The sequence below is a fragment of the Aquamicrobium defluvii genome, from assembly GCF_004363725.1.
GTDB classification, from domain to species: Bacteria; Pseudomonadota; Alphaproteobacteria; order Rhizobiales; family Rhizobiaceae; genus Mesorhizobium; species Mesorhizobium defluvii.
In genome coordinates this window covers 246857-263591 of record NZ_SNZF01000003.1, presented here as the reverse complement: position 1 = coordinate 263591, position 16735 = coordinate 246857, and the positions used below count along the sequence as shown (strand labels likewise).

General features: G+C 64.2%; 8 protein-coding genes and 6 pseudogenes. 8 read left to right on the top strand and 6 right to left on the bottom strand.

All coding sequences use genetic code 11. The annotated features are described in order from the left end of the window. A pseudogene (locus tag DES43_RS03920) lies at nt 1–564 on the top strand (integrase core domain-containing protein); the annotation flags it as partial. Here DES43_RS03920 and DES43_RS03915 read toward each other — a convergent pair. Continuing rightward, nucleotides 560–918 (bottom strand): annotated as a pseudogene (locus tag DES43_RS03915) (transposase); the annotation flags it as partial. The pseudogenes DES43_RS03920 and DES43_RS03915 sit on opposite strands and share 5 nt — an antisense overlap. Nucleotides 919–1013: 95 nt before the next feature. Here DES43_RS03915 and DES43_RS22805 point away from each other — a divergent pair. Further along, nucleotides 1014–1103, top strand: a pseudogene (locus tag DES43_RS22805) (transposase); the annotation flags it as partial. 447 nt (nt 1104–1550) lie between these two features. Here the strand turns inward: DES43_RS22805 and DES43_RS03905 are convergent. Continuing rightward, nucleotides 1551–2378, bottom strand: a complete 828-nt coding sequence (locus DES43_RS03905) for an IclR family transcriptional regulator (protein WP_084496355.1) — start codon at nt 2376–2378, stop codon at nt 1551–1553. A 198-nt stretch (nt 2379–2576) separates the two neighbouring features. Here DES43_RS03905 and DES43_RS22630 point away from each other — a divergent pair, with 198 nt between their 5' ends. The 5 genes and pseudogenes from DES43_RS22630 to DES43_RS03880 form a co-directional block, all read left to right on the top strand. Continuing rightward, a complete protein-coding gene (locus tag DES43_RS22630) occupies nt 2577–2954 on the top strand; it encodes a hypothetical protein (RefSeq protein ID WP_051520314.1) in 378 nt (125 codons plus the stop codon). A gap of 293 nt (nt 2955–3247) precedes the next feature. Further along, nucleotides 3248–3691, top strand: coding sequence for an enoyl-CoA hydratase/isomerase family protein (locus tag DES43_RS03895; RefSeq protein ID WP_051520313.1), 444 nt, complete (start codon nt 3248–3250; stop codon nt 3689–3691). 140 nt (nt 3692–3831) lie between these two features. Next, on the top strand, nt 3832–4728 hold the full coding sequence (locus tag DES43_RS03890) for a TetR/AcrR family transcriptional regulator (protein ID WP_035022389.1): 897 nt from the start codon (nt 3832–3834) through the stop codon (nt 4726–4728). Between the two features lie 111 nt (nt 4729–4839). Then, a pseudogene (locus tag DES43_RS03885) lies at nt 4840–5606 on the top strand (SDR family NAD(P)-dependent oxidoreductase). A 2-nt stretch (nt 5607–5608) separates the two neighbouring features. Next, nucleotides 5609–6109 (top strand): annotated as a pseudogene (locus DES43_RS03880) (phosphotransferase family protein); the annotation flags it as partial. A 36-nt stretch (nt 6110–6145) separates the two neighbouring features. On the opposite strand, the gene DES43_RS03875 reads toward DES43_RS03880, so the two are convergent. The 3 genes and pseudogenes from DES43_RS03875 to DES43_RS03865 form a co-directional block, all read right to left on the bottom strand. Beyond that, entirely contained in the window at nt 6146–7300 is a 1155-nt protein-coding gene (locus DES43_RS03875) for an acyl-CoA dehydrogenase family protein (RefSeq protein WP_035022384.1), read from the bottom strand. Between the two features lie 98 nt (nt 7301–7398). Then, nucleotides 7399–7983, bottom strand: a pseudogene (locus tag DES43_RS03870) (thiolase family protein); the annotation flags it as partial. Nucleotides 7984–8004: 21 nt separating this feature from the next. After that, nucleotides 8005–10101, bottom strand: coding sequence for a 3-hydroxyacyl-CoA dehydrogenase NAD-binding domain-containing protein (locus DES43_RS03865; RefSeq protein ID WP_035022381.1), 2097 nt, complete (start codon nt 10099–10101; stop codon nt 8005–8007). A gap of 687 nt (nt 10102–10788) precedes the next feature. On the opposite strand from DES43_RS03865, the gene DES43_RS03860 reads away from it, so the two are divergent. Then, nucleotides 10789–12681, top strand: a complete 1893-nt coding sequence (locus DES43_RS03860; RefSeq protein ID WP_133674811.1) for a sensor histidine kinase — start codon at nt 10789–10791, stop codon at nt 12679–12681. Nucleotides 12682–12699: 18 nt separating this feature from the next. Here the strand turns inward: DES43_RS03860 and metH are convergent, their stop codons facing one another. Continuing rightward, complete coding sequence (gene metH / locus DES43_RS03855) at nt 12700–16509, bottom strand: methionine synthase (protein ID WP_035022377.1); 3810 nt, start codon at nt 16507–16509, stop codon at nt 12700–12702. Nucleotides 16510–16735 lie beyond the last annotated feature (226 nt).

The window sequence follows — 16735 nt, the reverse complement described above, 5'->3', positions numbered from 1 at the left end:
TCAAACCGGACGCACTTTGATGACCCCACGTTAAGGGGTCCCGTTTGGACGAAAATTACCCCTCAACTGGGGTCCTCATTCCATGAAAAATCACAGCTGCGCCTGTTCGTGGCCATCGAGCGCACTTCAAAGTTCGCCTACGCCGAACTGCACCAGGAGGCGGGCAAGATGGCCACGGCCCGGTTCCTGCGCAATCTGATCGCGGCGCTCCCCTACGCCATCCACACCGTGCTGACGGAGAACGGCATCCAGTTCACCAACCACGCCCGTCACAAATACGCTTTCCACCACATCTTCGACCGGGTCTGCAATGAGAACGGCATCGGGCACAGGCTCACCAGGATCAACCATCCATGGACCAACCGACAGGTCGAGCGGATGAACCGCACCATCAAGGACGCCACCGTCAAGCGCTTCCACTACGACAAGCACGACCAGTTGCGACGGCACCTTAACGACTTCATCGACGCCTGCAACTTCGTTCGCCGCCTCAAGACGCTCAAGGGCCTCACACCCTACGAGTTCATCTGCAAACAATGGACTTCACAGCCGCATCGATCCATCCGCGATCATGCTTTTTTTGAGCAGACGGTTTTCCAGCGTCAGATCGGCAACGCATTCCTTCAGCGCGCTGGCTTCGCGGCGCAGATCCTTGACCTCGTCGCCGGTGGCGGCGCGCGCCGTGTCACCGGCCAGGCGGCGCTTGCCGGCTTCCATGAACTCCCTGGACCAGGTGTAATACAGGCCCTGCGCGATGCCTTCCTTGCGGCACAGATCGGCGATGCTGTCTTCGCCGCGCAGTCCGTCCAGCACGAGCCGGATCTTGTCTTCCGCTGAAAAATGCCGTCGGGTCGCCCGGCGAATGTCCTTTACCACCTGCGCGGCAGGCTTTCTGGTGTTCGAGGATTGGGTGGTCATCCTGGTCCTTCGTCAGCTGACGAGACCAAAACCCTCCTTAAATCTCAACCTCAATCCGGGACACAGGTGCTGACGCCGGACAGCTGCCTTTCCCCGGGCTCACGCCGAGGCAAAGCTCATCTGGCGGCAAGGAGCGGCTGGGGCGCGTTTCCAGGATGGGCAACCGATATCTGCACAAGCTGCTTCAAGCTCGCCCGTATTGCCTTTGCGCTCATGCGTGATGACGCACACTATGCCGGTACACTGCCGTAACGGCAGAGGCGGCTGAGACCGCGGACCCGAATCGAGGGTGACAGCGACGTGATGGGGACAGACGAGGAAAGATCCCGAAAGCCTGCAACATGGTCGGAGCTTCGAGCTCGTTCTCTTGACCAGGCCAAGGGATCGGTGGACACCATCAGGGCCAGCGGTCAACAGGACCGCAGCAACAGGCCGGAGACATGACCGCATCCGCGACCGTCCCATCAGCGAAAACAGACCCTTGATCAGCGGGCGCCGTCCAGACATGACTATGCTGTATCGCCCGACGGACCGCCGCTGTCGTTGTGGCGCTCCCATGCAGAACCTGGCCCATAGCGCATCCCTCGATTCAGAAGAACAGATCGCACCATCAAAGCCCGGGATCAGGCACTCTAACCGGAATAGCGTATCTTCTTCACCATCTCGGCCATGCGTGGCCCGAGATCGTTTTCAAGCCGTTCGCGTGGCAGCAGGTAGGCGGGGCCGCCGCAGTTCAGCGCAAGGACGGGGCCACCTCCATGCAGCGGCACGAGCGGTACGCCCACAGAGTTGACGTCCGCATGCCATTCCCCGGAATTGAGGCAGAAGCCGCGAGTCTCGATTTCCTCGATGGCGCGCAGGATTTCCTCATGCAACCGGGGCCAGCGCGCCTTGTCGGTTCGCGCCTCGATGCCGCGAAGCAGCGTTTCTCTTTCCCGGGCGGGAGCTGCCGCCAGATAGGCGCGGCCCATGCTGGAACGGGCGAGCGAGATGCGGGAGCCCACATTGAGCTGCAACGACACGACACCGGGCGAACGGGCGCATGCAACGTAGATCATGCTGAACTCATCGCGTCCGCCCATGGCGACAAGGATGCCGTTGCCGGCGTGCTCGGCGAGGGCGTCCAGATAGGGCTGCGCCACCTCGCGCACCTTCAGTCCGCTCAGGCATGCATAGCCGAGGCCCAGCACAGGCACGCCCATGCGGTACTTGCCGGTTTCTTCCAGATAGACGAGGTAGCCAAGCTTCGACAGGGTGTAGGTGAGACGCGAGACGGTGGAGTTGGGCAGACCGGATCGCTCCGCCAGCTCCTGATTGCCGAGTGCGGTGTCAGCCGGGCGAAAGGCGCGCAGAATATCGAGGCCGCGTTGCAAGGCAGTCACGAACTGGCGGTCGCCGGACGCGGGAGGCACCGTCTCCACGGCGATGTCGCTGCCTGCCTGTTTCGTACGCTTCTTCAACCGCGCTATCCCCTGAAGGCTCCCGGCGACTGCGCATGGCTATCGTTTCGGAGCCGAAACGGCGCGATGCCGAGTATCTGGTCACGCACGCTTCAGGGGATGGGAGAGGTTCCCATGGCCGCAGCGACATTGTGGACCAGTTCGACCATACGCGGACCGATCTCCGTACGGAGACGCTTCTCCTCTATCGTGTAGCCGATGCCGGAGCAACTGAAGCTGAACGCACGTCCGGTTCCCGGGTCGATGAACGGGAGCACGACGGCGGAAACGTCCGGTCGCCATGTGCCGATGGCGGTGCAGAAGCCATGCGTCGCGATCTCCTCCAGCGAACGGTTTATCCGCGCTTCGACCTGGGGCCATGGTGAGATAGAAGCCAGTGACCATCCTGCTGCAAAAATCCATCGCCAGTGTCAGCCACGGCCGCCCGAGCGGTCGACGATCCTCTTCGTCAACAACGAAGATATCTGCCTTGGTGTGGTCAATCTGGACGACCTGCAGCGGTCTCGAAACTTCGAACTTGCCCGGAGCGGCAATCGTCGACTTCTCAATCTTCGGCTCGCCGCGCGCCTTGGCTGACTTGGCAAGATCAACGTCTTCGATGCGTGCGACAATCGTTCTCCTATGGGGCGGCGTCAACCCTGCCGCGCGATAGCTTGCGTTTTACGCACGAGAGCCGATATGGATGGGCGGTTCTTCTTCAGATAGAAACGCTCGATCTCGGTCCGGATGATTTCGTCGCGCGTTGCGTCGAGGACCCTGTGGCCGACACAGCGGCCGGCCTTGCGTCCCACGAGTGAAAGAACGGTCCCGGCTGATCGGAATAACTTCAGCAGCCGATCGGGTAGCTCCTGAACTCCTTCTTCTCAGGCATGGAGCTGGCGATGAGCTGCGATATCCGCATCGCCGCCGACATTGCGATGTTCGCCGCGCCGGAGGTGAAGTGGAGCGTGCTGCATGGTTTCGGTGCTCTGGTCATGCCGCGTTCGGCTCCTCTTGGAGCGGTCATGGAGCTGCTGATGACCGGCCGCCGCTTCGATGCGCAGCAAGCCTATCGCCTTGGTATCGTCAATCGGGTGGTTCCGGTCGCCGATCTTCAGAAGACGATTGACGACCTCGCCGACGGGATTTGCCGCAAAGGCCCGCTGGCGGTTCGCATGACCAAGGAGATCGTTCTGCGTGGCCGCGAACCGCCGCTCAACGACGGCCTGCGCATCTATCGCGAACTGAACAAGCCGATCCATCTGACCGAGGATTCGATGGAAGGCGCCAAAGCCTGGGCGGAACGCCGGCCAGCGCGCTACGCCGCCCGCTGAAAGTTTGTCTTTCCATAAGGAAAGCGCCCCCGGAAGCCGGCGTCTTCTGTTCATAGCGTCTCACCATGGCTAGTGTGTCGGCTCATGCAAAAAGGAGGCAGCCCCGCCGAGGGGCTGCAGGAAAGTCGGGAAACACTAACATGGCCACAAAAGCCGGTGCAGGGGAGCAGCCGGCTCCCAGACCGAGAAGACGGCTGCGTGCGGAGGAGCGCTGGGAGCAGATCCTCACGGTCTCGGCGGAACTGTTTTCGTCGAAGGGGTATCATGGAGCCTCGCTGGACGACATCGGTGAGCGGCTCGGCATCCAGAAGGCCGCGCTCTACCATTACGTCCGCAGCAAGGAAGACATTCTGGTCGAAATCTACGACCGGATGCTGACCAGAGCCGAGGCGGAGGTGCTGCCGATCGCGGACGAGCCGTTCGCACCCGATGAGCGGCTGCGCCGCATGGTTTCCCGCTATATCGGGCTGATGATCGAGCAGGCCGATATGTGGTCGCTGATCCACCATCAGCAGAACGCGTTGCCGGAGGCCAGCTACGAGGCGACGCTGCGCCGCAAGCGGGCGTTCGAGAAGAAGTTCGAAGGGGTGGTCCGGGAAGGGCAGGCATCCGGCCTGTTCAAGCCGATGCCGACGCGCCTCATGGTGCTTTCGCTGTTCGGCATGTGCAACTACGTCCACCACTGGATCCGGTTCGCGGACTTCGCCGAGGAAGAGATAACCGGTGTCATCTGCGAAGTGCTGGAACGCGGCTTCATCGATGATGGCGGCAAGCGCGTCGGTGCCTGGCCACGTTATGCCGAAACCTCCGACGCCATGACCGAGACGGCAGCGAGGCTCGATGCGCTGAACCGGCAGGTGAAGGAATTGCAGGCGGCGTTCGACCGCGACCGGCACCGTCTGATCGACGGCTTCGCCGGCCCGCCCGCCGCCAATGGCGCGGCCCGGAAGGAAAAGGGCGAGGAGGTGCAGGCTGCGCCGGCATCGGGGCGCAAGGCAGCCGGCGCGAAGCCAAGGGTGGTCAAGCCGGCAAAATAAAGACCTGAAGCATCCGTGCTCGCCGGCGCATGTCACGCGCGGGCCCGGATGCCGATCGCAGCGCTTTGCGTCGACAGATTCACGACTACACAGCAAGGGTGCGGCACCATCATGATTGATCTGACTGGGAAAGTGGCGGTGATAACCGGATCGAGCCGGTGCATCGGCAGGGCGATCGCCGACGCCTATGCCAGGGTGGGAGCCGCCGTGGTCGTCTCCAGCCGCAAGGCGGATGCGAGTGAGGAAGTCGCCGCGTCGCTGCGCGCGGCGGGACACAAGGCCCTCGCTCATCCCTGCCACGTCGGGCGCAAGGAAGATCTGGAAAGCCTCGCGGCCGCCACGGAGGCGCATTTCGGTGCGATCGACATTCCCGTCTGCAACGCCGCGGTCAATCCCGTTTGGTCAATCCCGTTTAAGGAAAATGGCGGAACTCACCGACGATGCGTTCGACAAGATCATGAACGCCAACGTGAAGGGCACGTTCTGGCTGTGCAACATGGTCATTCCGCAGATGGCGGAGCGTGGCGGCGGCCCGGTCATCCTGCTGTTCGGCATTGCCGGTCTGCGCGGCACCACTACCATCGGCTGCTATGGCATGTCGAAGGCGGCGGAGGCCGCGCTGGCGCGCAATGCGGCGCTGGAATGGGGCCTTCCAACGTGCGCGCCAACGCCATCGCGCCGGGCTGATCGCCACCGATTTCGCCAAGGCGCTGATCGAGGAGCCGGAACGGCGGGCGCGCGTCGAGGCCCGCATGCCGCTGCGCCGCATCGGCCGTCCTGAAGAGATCGCGGGCGTGGCCCTGTTCCTCGCTTCCGACCTGTCGTCCTACGTCACCGGGCAGGTTCTGGTGGCCGATGGCGGTGTAATGGCGTCCTGACCATGTCCCGGCTTGTCGATCCACTGCCCTCTCAGCGCTTCGACGAGGCGGCGCTGCAAGACTATCTTGCCGCAAATCTCGCCGAAGCATCCGGCCCGCTCCGGGTCCGGCAGTTCCAGGGCGGCCAGTCCAATCCGACTTTTCTGCTGGAAGGCGGGGGCCTGCTGGAAGGCGGGGGATGGCGCATGGTGCTGCGCAAGAAGCCGTCCGGCACGCTGCTGAAATCGGCCCATCAGGTGGAACGCGAATATAGCGTCATCAGCGCATTGCAGGGCTCGGCGGTGCAGGTGCCGCGCAACTTCCTGCTGTGCGAGGATGAAGGGGTGATCGGCACGGCCTTTTATCTCATGGGCTATGTCGAGGGCCGTGTCTTCGACATGCCGCATATGCCGGACAGTTCACCGCATCAGCGCACAGCCTGCTATCAGGCGATGATTTCCACCATGGGCGCCCTTCACAATGTCGACTGGGCGGCGGCGGGATGGAAAAGGGCAGGAGGTTCACTTCCTGCCCTTTCCATTTTGTGCGTGCCGGCGGAATTATTGCGCGAGCTCGCGCACCATGTTGCGGGCGATGACGATCTGCTGGATCTGCGTCGTGCCCTCATAGATGCGAAACAGGCGCACGTCGCGATAGAAGCGTTCTATGCCGTAGTCCGCGATATAGCCGGCGCCGCCGTGCACCTGCACGGCACGGTCGGCCACGCGCCCGACCATTTCCGAAGCGAACATCTTGCAGCAGGCTGCGTCGGTGCTCACGTCCTGTCCCGCGTCCTTGCGGCGTGCGGTTTCCATCACCATGCATTCGGCGGCATAGGATTCGGCACGGCTGTCGGCAAGCATCGCCTGCACCAGCTGGAATTCGGCGATCGGCTTGCCGAACTGCCGCCGTTCGGCCGCATAGCGCAGGCTGTCGTCGATGAGGCGCCTGGATGCACCCACGCACACCGCCGAGATGTGCAGGCGCCCGCGGTCCAGCACCTTCATGGCGGTCTTGAAGCCCTGTCCCTCCCTGCCGCCCAGAACCGCGTCGGCCGGGATGCGGCAATCCTCGAAGATGACGTCGCAGGTGTAGGCGCCCTTCTGCCCCATCTTGCGATCGATCGGGCCGAAGGACAGGCCGGGCGTTCCGGCCTCGACGAGAAAGGCGCTGACGCCGCGCGCATCCGTGCTGGCGGGATCGGTGCGGGCGAAGACCGTGAACAGCCCGGCCACCGGCGCATTGGTGATGAACCGCTTGGTGCCGTTCAGCACGTAGAAGTCGCCGTCACGACGGGCCGAGGTGCGCAGCGAGCCCGCGTCGGAACCGGCCTCCGGCTCGGTCAGCGCGAAGGATCCGACCAGTTCGCCGCTTGCCAGACGCGGCAGGTATTTGCGCTTCTGTTCCTGCGTGCCATCGATGACGATGCCCTGCGAACCGATGCCGTTGTTGGTGCCGATCAGCGAGCGGAAGGCGGGCGAGGTACACCCCAGTTCGAAGGCGACGCGCACCTCCTCTTCCATGGACAGGCCGAGGCCACCGTGCTCTTCCGGGATCGACATGCCAAACAGGCCCATCTCGCGCATGGCCGTGATGATTTCGGCCGGGATCGCATCGTTCTCGGCGACCTGATGTTCGAGCGGCACCAGCCGCTCGCGCACGAAGCGCCTTATCGTTTCAAGCAACTGGTCGAGTGTTTCGCTGTCCAAGGCCATCGGGGTCTCCCGTGAGTGGTGTTTTTCAGGCGTCAGTGGAGCCAGTCCTCGGGCATGGCGGCCCATGTGTCGTCGAGCGCTTCGAGCCGGTCGAGCTGCGGGCCGATGCCCATTTCATCCGGCTTGCAGCCGGCGACGGCGAAACCGCGGAAGATGCCGAGCGGTTGCAGGCCGCGCTTCCCTGCAAGCGTCGCGTCCATCACGACGCAGGCCGATGCGCCATCGGACAACTGGCTGGCGTTGCCGGCGGTGATGAACTTGTCCGGTCCCCGCACCGGCTCCAGCTTCTCAAGGCCCTCGATGGTCGTGTCCGGACGGTTGCATTCATCCTGATGGAGCATGACCTCCTGCTGCGAGGTGATGCCGGTCGCCTTGTCGAAGACCAGCTTGGTCGTGGCGAGTGGCACGATCTCATCGTCGAAGCGCCCGGCCTGCTGAGCGACGGCCGTGCACTGCTGGCTGACCAGGGCGCACAGCCGCGCCATGTTCTTGCGCTGCGGCCCCTCATGGAAGGTGGCGCCGAGAACGAGGTCCTCGACCTCGTCCTTGTCGATGCCTGCGCCTGCCACGGCATTGCCGACGACATGAGCGCCCAGCACGAGGCTGTGGGTGTTGTTGAACGCGCCCCGGAACGACCTGGCGAGCGGGTTGCGCGCGGTGGAAACGATGACGGCTTCGGTCACGAGGCGTGGCTCCGGCGGGGCTTACAGCGAGGCGAAGGTCTGGCCGGTCCTGGCAAGCCGCTCCAGCAGAGCCGAAGGCTTCCAGTGCGGCTCGCCGGTCTTTTCATGCAGCGCCACAAGCGTGTCGTGGATCTTGCCCAGACCCACCTGATCGGCCCAGAACATCGGCCCGCCGCGATAGGCGGGAAAACCGTAGCCGTGCAGCCAGATCACGTCGATGTCGACCGCCCGCTGGGCTACGCCTTCCTCAAGGATGCGCGCGCCTTCGTTGATCATGGAGTAGAGGCAGCGTTCGAGAATTTCCTGATCGTCGATCATGCGGGGCACAATGCCCGCCTCGCGGCGATACTCTTCCAGTATCTTCGCCACTTCCGGATCGGGGCGGGGCGTGCGGTCGCCCTGCTCGTAGCGGTAGATGCCGGCTCCGGTCTTCTGGCCGTAGCGGCCGAGTTCGGCGATGCGGTCCAGCCAGTTGGGGGCGATGGCGTCCGGCGCGCCGGCCTTGCGGCGCTCCTGCCTTATTCGCCAGCCGACATCGACGCCGGCAAGATCGCTCATGGCAAAGTGGCCCATGGGGAAGCCGAAATTCTTGAGCACGGCATCGACCTGCTCGGGCGCCGCACCTTCCTCGACCAGCGCCATCGCCTCGCGGCCGCGCTGATGCAGCATGCGGTTGCCGACGAAGCCGTAGCAGACGCCGACCAGAACGCCGACCTTGCCGATGCGGCGCGCCACATCCATGATCGTGGCGATCACATCGTCGCTGGTCTTTGCGCCGCGCACATTCTCCAGCAGGCGCATGATGTTGGCCGGGCTGAAGAAGTGCATGCCGCACACGTCCTGCGGACGCGAGGTGGCTTCGGCGATGGCGTCGACGTCGAGCGTCGAGGTGTTGGTGGCCAGGATCGCGCCCTGCTTGCAGACCTTGTCGAGGGCGGCGAAGATTTTTTTCTTCAGCTCCATATCCTCGAACACGGCCTCGATCACCAGATCGGCATCGGTCAGCGCGCCGACGGAATCGGCGGGCTGGACCAGCGCAATGCGGCGCTCCGCTTCCTCCGCGCTGATGCGGCCCTTATGGGCGTTGCCTTCATAGGTGCGGCGCACATTGGCAAGACCGGCCTGAAGTGCCTCTGGCTTGGCATCGACCAGCGTGACGGGGATGCCGGCGCTGGCAAAGCACATGGCGATGCCGCTGCCCATGGTGCCGGCGCCGATGACGCCGACCTTTTCCACATTGCGCAGCGGCGTGCCGGCCGGCAGCGAGGGAATCTTGGCCACTTCGCGCTCACCGAAGAAGGCATGGATGAGGCCGGCGCGCTGCGGGGACGCCATGCAGTCCTGAAACAGGGCGCGCTCGCGGACGAGGCCCTCGGTGAAGGGAAGCTGCACGGCTGCTTCGACGGCATCGACGCAGCGCTGCGGCGAGAACAGGTTGGGCTTTTCCTTCGCAAGCTTTGCGCGGGCGGCGGCAAACACGGCCGGATCGGTGTTGGCGATCCTGTCGGTGCGGCTGCTGACGGGCGTGGCGGTCAGCTTCTCGATCCCCGTCTTTTCGATGAAATCGAGCGCCGCATCCAGGGCGGCGCCCCCTGGATAGACGGCATCGACGATGCCAAGCTCAAGAGCTTCTTCCGCTTCCACCGGATTGCCGGTGAGGATCATGTCGAGTGCCTGTTCCGCGCCGGTCAGGCGCGGCAGGCGCTGCGTGCCGCCGGCACCCGGCAGCAGGCCGAGCTTGACTTCGGGCAGGCCGATCCTGGTGCCGGCAAGCGCCACGCGATAGTGGCACCCCATGGGCAGTTCCAGCCCGCCGCCGAAGGCGGTTCCGTGCAGCGCGGCCACGATCGGCTTCGGGCTCCGGTCGAAAGCGGCGACGACCTCGGGCAGGGTCGGCGCCTGCGACGGCTTGCCGAACTCGCGGATATCGGCGCCGGCGGTGAAGATGCGTCCGGCCGAGTTGAGCACGATGGCTTCGACTTGCGGGTCGCGTTCGGCTTCTTCCAGTGCGGCGACCAGCCCCAGGCGCACCGCATGGCCAAGCGCATTCACCGGCGGGCTGTCGATGGTGATGATGCCAATGCACCCGCGGCGCTCGAAACCGACCAGATTGTCCATGGCTGACGCCTTCTCCCTATGCCTTCTGCCGGTTCTATAAAAACGAACCGGCTTCCCGTCAATAATGCAGAATTTAATTCTGCATAGTGGAATTTAACTGCAAACTACGCATTCCGCCGCCGATGAAACGGAGCCTTGAGCGCAGGCTTCCCCATCCTTGACGACACTATAACTTACCAATAAGTATTTTTAACATACAAAAGGAAAGATGATGGCGTCTTACGCACAGGCGCCGGCCTTGTCCCGGGTATGAGCCGGGCGCCGTGCACCATGGCAGAGAGCCGAAGGCGCTCGCCTGCTGTCCGAACGCGGCAGAGCTATGCATTCTGCCTTCTCGCCAGCGAGGGATGCCTCGCCAAAGGAAGGGTGCCGGAGCGATCCTGCACGGACAGGCCAGCCCGGGCGCTTTCGCCGGCGTTTCGTCGAAGCAGCGTCGACCCGGACGGGTTGACGGCTGGCCGACATGGCCCATATCGCAGGGATAGTCCGGTGCTTTGCGTGGGATGCAGGTTCATAATCCATGGTTGCGGTGCATTCGCGTTAGCCAAAACCCAAGGTTGAGGCGGCAGGGAGTCGGTTCCTGCTTGCACGCAAGCGTCGAAGCTGTTTTGTTTACGTTTATTGGCTTCAGGTCGATTTAAGCGCCGCGCAACATGCGCCTGAGCAGGCAATCGCAGGAGGTGCTCGATGCCGGCTTCGTTGACAATGCATTTCGGGGAGCCTGTTCCTGCCGGCTGCATCGCAAACCGGATGCTCGGCGATACACTTGCCTTCGACTGGGCGGCAACCTCCGCGGGGCCCATGGAAGGCTGGTCTCCGGCGCTGCGGACGATGGCGCGCATCATCCTTGGCGCATCGGCGCCCATGTCCATGCTGATCGGGCGCGATGGGCTGCTTGTCTACAACGACACCGTCAGCGATGTTTTCGGGGAGCTTTATCTCGGCTCGATCGGCAAGCCCGTTACCGAGGTTCTCGCCGAGGCTGCCGGTTTCTATCGCGAGGTCATCGACAAGTGCCTTTGCGGCAACTCGCTGAGCTACAGGGACCAGCCGATCAAGCTCAGGCGCAACGGGGCGCTGGAAACGGCGTGGTTCGATCTCGAGTTCTCGCCGATCCGCGATGAACTCGGCATCCCTTGCGGGGTGTTGCTGCTGTCGTTCGAGACCACGGAGCGGGTCAGGGCGATTCGTGACCGTCATCGTGCTGACGAGCGGCTGAGTCTCGCGATCTCCGCGTCCGGCCTGATCGGAATCTGGGACCTCGATCTGGCAACCCGTATCTGCGCCGGGGACAAGGATTTCGCGCGCCTTTACGGGGTGGACGAGCGGGAGGCTGCGCGCGGCGTCCACAGCGACAGGCTGACGACGGCGGTCCATCCCGAGGACAGGCACCTCGTGAACGAGGCGATCCTGTCCGTGCCGCACACGACGCAGGAGATACGCTGCCAGTATCGTGTCATCGCGGCCGATGGAAAGGTGCGCTGGGTCGTGGCGTCCGGCCGGCCGGTTCGCGATTCCGGCGGCACCGCCACCCACATAATCGGCGTCCTGCTCGACGTTACCGAGCAGATGGAGACGGCTGCGGCGCTCGCCGAAAGCGAGTTCCGCTTCGACACGCTCACCGACACGCTGCCGCAGATCGTCTGGAGCGGAACCTCGGACGGGGTGCTCGACTATGTCAGCAAGCGCTGGTTCGAATTCACCGGCATTGCGGAAGATGCGGGCGAAAGCCGGGCGACCTGGATGGATCTCCTGCATCCGCAGGATCTCGACCGGGTAACGGAGTGCTGGAACGAGTGCCTGGCCACCGGCAAGACCTATGACATCGAATACCGGATGCTCCACAAGTCGGGCGAGTACCGGTGGCTGCGGGTGATGGCCCTGCCGCAGCGCGACCGCAAGGGCCGGCTGAGGCGCTGGTTCGGCACGGCGACCGATATCCACGAATCGAAGCTTGCCGTGGACGAGCGCGAGCTGATCGCGCGCGAGCTGAACCATCGCATCAAGAACATCTTCTCGATCGTCGGCGGCATGATCGGCCTGTCGTTGCGCGGCCGGCCGGACATGAAGGATTTCGCCGAAGAGCTGCGCGGCAGGCTGCTGGCGCTTAACGACGCGCATGACTTCATCCGCCCCGGCGACCACGCCCGAACGGCACAGCGCGTGTCCCATTCGTTCCAGCAACTGGTGCGGCGCCTGCTGCGCCCTTATGACGACGAGAAGGGGCAGCGCATTTCCATCGAGGGGCCGGATGCGCGCATCGACGCCGGTGCGGCGACGCCGCTGGCGCTGGTGTTCCATGAACTGGCCACCAATTCCGCCAAATACGGAGCGCTGTCGACGCCCAGCGGCGGCATCGCTGTGCGCTTCAGCCGTGCGGTGGACCGGGTTGGCGTCGAGTGGGTGGAGCGCGGTGCCAACCTGACCGGCGCAACACCCGAACATGCAGGTTTCGGCACCCGCCTTCTCACGCTGTCGGTCGAGGCGCAGCTGGGCGGCAAGTTCAGCCGCCATTGGGATCCCGACGGCGTGCGCGTCGAGATCGAGTTCCCGCTGGGAGTGCTGGACCGAACGGTCTGAGCGCGGGAAGGCCGGGCCTTACTCGGCTGCCTCGACCAGCGGCGCCGGCATGTAGTTGAGGATCGGGCCAAGCCAGCGCTCGACCTCCGCAACGCTCATGTCCTTGCGCGCCGCATAGTCCTCGACCTGATCGCGCTCGACCTTGGCGACGCCGAAATAATAGCTCTCCGGGTGCGAGAAATAGAGGCCGGAGACCGATGAGCCTGGCCACATGGCCATGCTTTCGGTGAGGCTGACGCCGGCGTTCTTCTCCGCGTCCAGCAACCGGAACAACGTCACCTTCTCGGTGTGGTCGGGCTGGGCCGGATAGCCGGGCGCGGGGCGGATGCCCTGATAGGGCTCGCCGATCAGATCGTCGGGCGACAGATTCTCGTCCGGTGCGTAGCCCCAGAATTCCTTGCGGACCTTCTCGTGCATGCGCTCGGCAAATGCCTCGGCGAAGCGGTCGGCCAGCGCCTTGACGAGGATCGAGGAATAATCGTCGTTGGCGCGCTCGAAGCGCTCGGCGATCGCCACCTCCTCAATGCCGGTGGTGACCACGAAGCCGCCCAGCCAGTCCGGCTTGCCGCTGTCTTGCGGCGCGACGAAATCCGAAAGAGCAAGGTTCGGCTTGCCGTCGCGTTTCGTGAGCTGCTGGCGCAGGGTGAAGAAGGTGGCGAGTTCCTGCCGGCGGCTTTCGTCGGTGAACAGGCGGACGTCGTCGCCGACGGCGTTGGCCGGCCAGAAGCCGATCACGGCCTTCGGGGCGAACCACTTCTCGTCGATGATCTTCTTCAGCATCGCCTGTGCGTCCTCGAAGAGCTGGCGCGCGACCGCGCCCTGCTTCTCGTCCTCCAGGATTTTCGGATAGCGCCCCTTCAGTTCCCATGTCTGGAAGAACGGCGTCCAGTCGATATAGGAGGCAAGCTCGGCAAGGTCCCAGGTCTGGAACACTTTCGCGCCGGTGAAGCCGGGCTTCGGCGGGTCGTAGGCCGCCCAGTCGATGCGGTGCGGATTGGCGCGGGCGCGAGCCAGCGGCAGGCGCTGCTTCTCGCGCTCCGAGCGCTCATGGGCTTCCGTGACCTTGCGGTACTCGGCGCGCAGGGCATCGACATAACCAGGCTTGAGGTCCTGCGAGAGCAGGTTCGAGACCACGCCGACCGCACGGCTGGCGTCATTGACATGGACGACCTGCCCGCGCTCGTAGCGCGGATGGATCTTCACCGCCGTGTGCACGCGGCTGGTGGTCGCGCCGCCGATCAGGAGCGGAATGTCGAAGCCCTCGCGCTCCATCTCGGCCGCGACATGGGCCATCTCGTCGAGCGAGGGGGTGATGAGGCCGGACAAGCCGATGATGTCCACCTTCTCCGCGCGCGCCGTCTCCAGGATCTTCGTCGCCGGCACCATGACGCCGAGGTCGATGATCTCGTAATTGTTGCAGGCCAGCACGACGCCGACGATGTTCTTGCCGATGTCGTGGACATCGCCCTTCACCGTCGCCATCAGGATCTTGCCGGCGCTCTGCCGTTCGCCGCCGCCGCCCCCGTTTTCGGCATTGGCAAGTTTTTCGGCCTCCATGTAGGGCAGCAGGACGGCCACGGCCTGCTTCATGACGCGCGCCGATTTCACCACCTGCGGCAGGAACATCTTGCCGGCACCGAACAGGTCGCCGACCACGTTCATGCCGGCCATCAGCGGTCCCTCGATCACATGCAGCGGACGTTCCGCAGCAAGCCGGGCCTCTTCCGTGTCGGCCTCGACGAATTCGGTGATGCCGTTCACCAGCGCATGTTCAAGCCGCTTCTCCACCGGCCATTCGCGCCATTTCAGGTCGCGTTCCCTGGCTTCCCTGGCGCCGGTTCCCCGGAAGCGCTCGGCGATTTCCAGCATGCGCTCGGTGGCGGTGCCGCCGGCCTTGGGCTGGCGGTTGAGCACCACATCCTCGCAGGCCTCGCGCAGCTCCGGCTCTATGGTGTCGTAGACGGCGAGCTGGCCGGCGTTGACGATGCCCATGTCCATGCCCGCCTGAATGGCATGGTAGAGGAACACGGCGTGCATGGCCTCGCGCACCGGCTCGTTGCCGCGGAAGGAGAAGGACAGGTTGGAGACGCCGCCCGATATATGGACATGAGGCAGGGTCGACGTGATTTCCCGCGTCGCCTCGATGAAGTCGACGCCGTAATTGTCGTGTTCCTCGATGCCGGTGGCGATGGCGAACACGTTGGGATCGAAGATGATGTCTTCGGGAGAAAAGCCGGCCTTGTCGGTCAGAAGCCTGTAGGCGCGGGTGCAGATCTCGACCTTGCGCTGCTTCGTGTCGGCCTGTCCGGCCTCGTCGAAGGCCATGACCACCACCGCCGCGCCGTACATGCGGCACAGCCTTGCCTGATGGAGGAAGGCTTCCTCGCCCTCCTTCATGGAGATCGAGTTGACGATGGGCTTGCCCTGCACGCATTTCAGGCCGGCCTCGATCACCTCCCATTTGGAGCTGTCGATCATCACCGGAACGCGGGCGATGTCGGGCTCCGCGGCGATCAGGTTGAGATACTCGACCATCGCCTTCTTCGAATCGATCAGGCCCTCGTCCATGTTGATGTCGATGACCTGCGCGCCGTTGGCGACCTGATCGCGGGCGACGTCGAGCGCTGCCGCGTAGTCGCCTGCCGTGATCAGCTTGCGGAAGCGGGCCGAGCCGGTGACGTTGGTGCGTTCGCCGACATTGACGAAGGGAATGTCGCTGGTGAGCGTGAAGGGCTCGAGGCCCGACAGCCGCATCAGCGGCTTTACTTTCGGGACTGCGCGCGGCTTGTGCCGGGCCACCGCCTCGGCAATCGCGGCGATGTGCTCCGGCGTCGAGCCGCAGCAGCCGCCCACCACATTGACCAGCCCCTCGCGTGCAAATTCCTCGACCTGTTTCGCCATGAATTCCGGCGTCTCGTCATACTGGCCAAAGGCGTTGGGCAGGCCGGCATTGGGGTAGGCGCAGGTGAAGGTGTCGGCCACGCCGGACAGCTCGGCCAGATGCGGGCGCATGGCGGCAGCGCCCAGAGCGCAGTTGAGCCCGACCGTGAACGGCTTCGCGTGGCGGATCGAGTGCCAGAAGGCGGTCGGCGTCTGCCCCGAAAGCGTGCGGCCTGAGAGATCGGTGATGGTGCCGGAGATCATCACCGGCAGGTGGATGCCCTTTTCGGCGAAGACCTCCTCGCAGGCGAAGATCGCGGCCTTGGCGTTCAGCGTGTCGAAGATGGTCTCGATCAGGATGATGTCGGCGCCGCCGTCGATCAGGCCGCGCAGCTGCTCGCCATAGGCGATCCTGAGATCGTCGAAGGTGACGGCGCGATAGCCGGGATTGTTGACGTCGGGCGAGATCGAGGCGGTGCGGTTGGTGGGCCCCAGCGCACCGGCGACGAAGCGGCGGCGACCGTCTTCCTGTTCGGCGCGAAGCAGGGCGCGGCGCACAAGGCGCGCGCCGTCGCGGTTCAACTCGTAGACCATATCCTCCATGCCATAATCGGCCTGCGCGATTGCAGTGGAGGAGAAGGTATTGGTCTCCACGATGTCCGCGCCGGCTTTGGCGTAGGCATAATGGATGTCCTCGATGGCCTTTGGCTGGGTGAGGATGAGCAGGTCGTTGTTGCCCTGCTGATGACAGGCGCAGCCGGTGAAGCGGTCGCCGCGGAAATGGTCCTCATCGAGTCCAAGGCCCTGAATTTGCGTACCCATGGCGCCGTCGAGGACGAGGATGCGTTCGCGCGCCGCAGCCTGCAGGGCTGCGAGGATTTCCGATCCGTCGGCCTTGTTGCCGACAGGTCCGAACAGGCCGTCGAGAGCTTGCGAAGTTTGCGACATTTTCCGTTCCCGATGCGAAGTATGCGAAATCGCATAAAGATATATTTATGTCAACATATACGATTGCGAGAGCTTGTAGGGTTCCGGAAATAAAAACCCATCCCGCCACGATGGGGCATGTGGCGGGATGGGAAGGACGGTGCCGGATGGGCGGGAGCGGCAGGGGAGCGATACCCGCCCGGCCGAAGCGCTGGCCGCCAGGGGGAATGGCGCGGGCTTCGGCGCA

Coding starts and splice junctions, on each gene's coding strand:
- DES43_RS22630 (WP_051520314.1), top strand. CDS start 2,577: ATGCCGGAGCAACTGAAGCTGAACGCACGTCCGGTTCCCGGGTCGATG.
- DES43_RS03895 (WP_051520313.1), top strand. CDS start 3,248: ATGGAGCTGGCGATGAGCTGCGATATCCGCATCGCCGCCGACATTGCG.
- DES43_RS03890 (WP_035022389.1), top strand. CDS start 3,832: ATGGCCACAAAAGCCGGTGCAGGGGAGCAGCCGGCTCCCAGACCGAGA.
- DES43_RS03875 (WP_035022384.1), bottom strand. CDS start 7,300: ATGGCCTTGGACAGCGAAACACTCGACCAGTTGCTTGAAACGATAAGG.
- DES43_RS03865 (WP_035022381.1), bottom strand. CDS start 10,101: ATGGACAATCTGGTCGGTTTCGAGCGCCGCGGGTGCATTGGCATCATC.
- DES43_RS03860 (WP_133674811.1), top strand. CDS start 10,789: ATGCCGGCTTCGTTGACAATGCATTTCGGGGAGCCTGTTCCTGCCGGC.
- metH (WP_035022377.1), bottom strand. CDS start 16,509: ATGTCGCAAACTTCGCAAGCTCTCGACGGCCTGTTCGGACCTGTCGGC.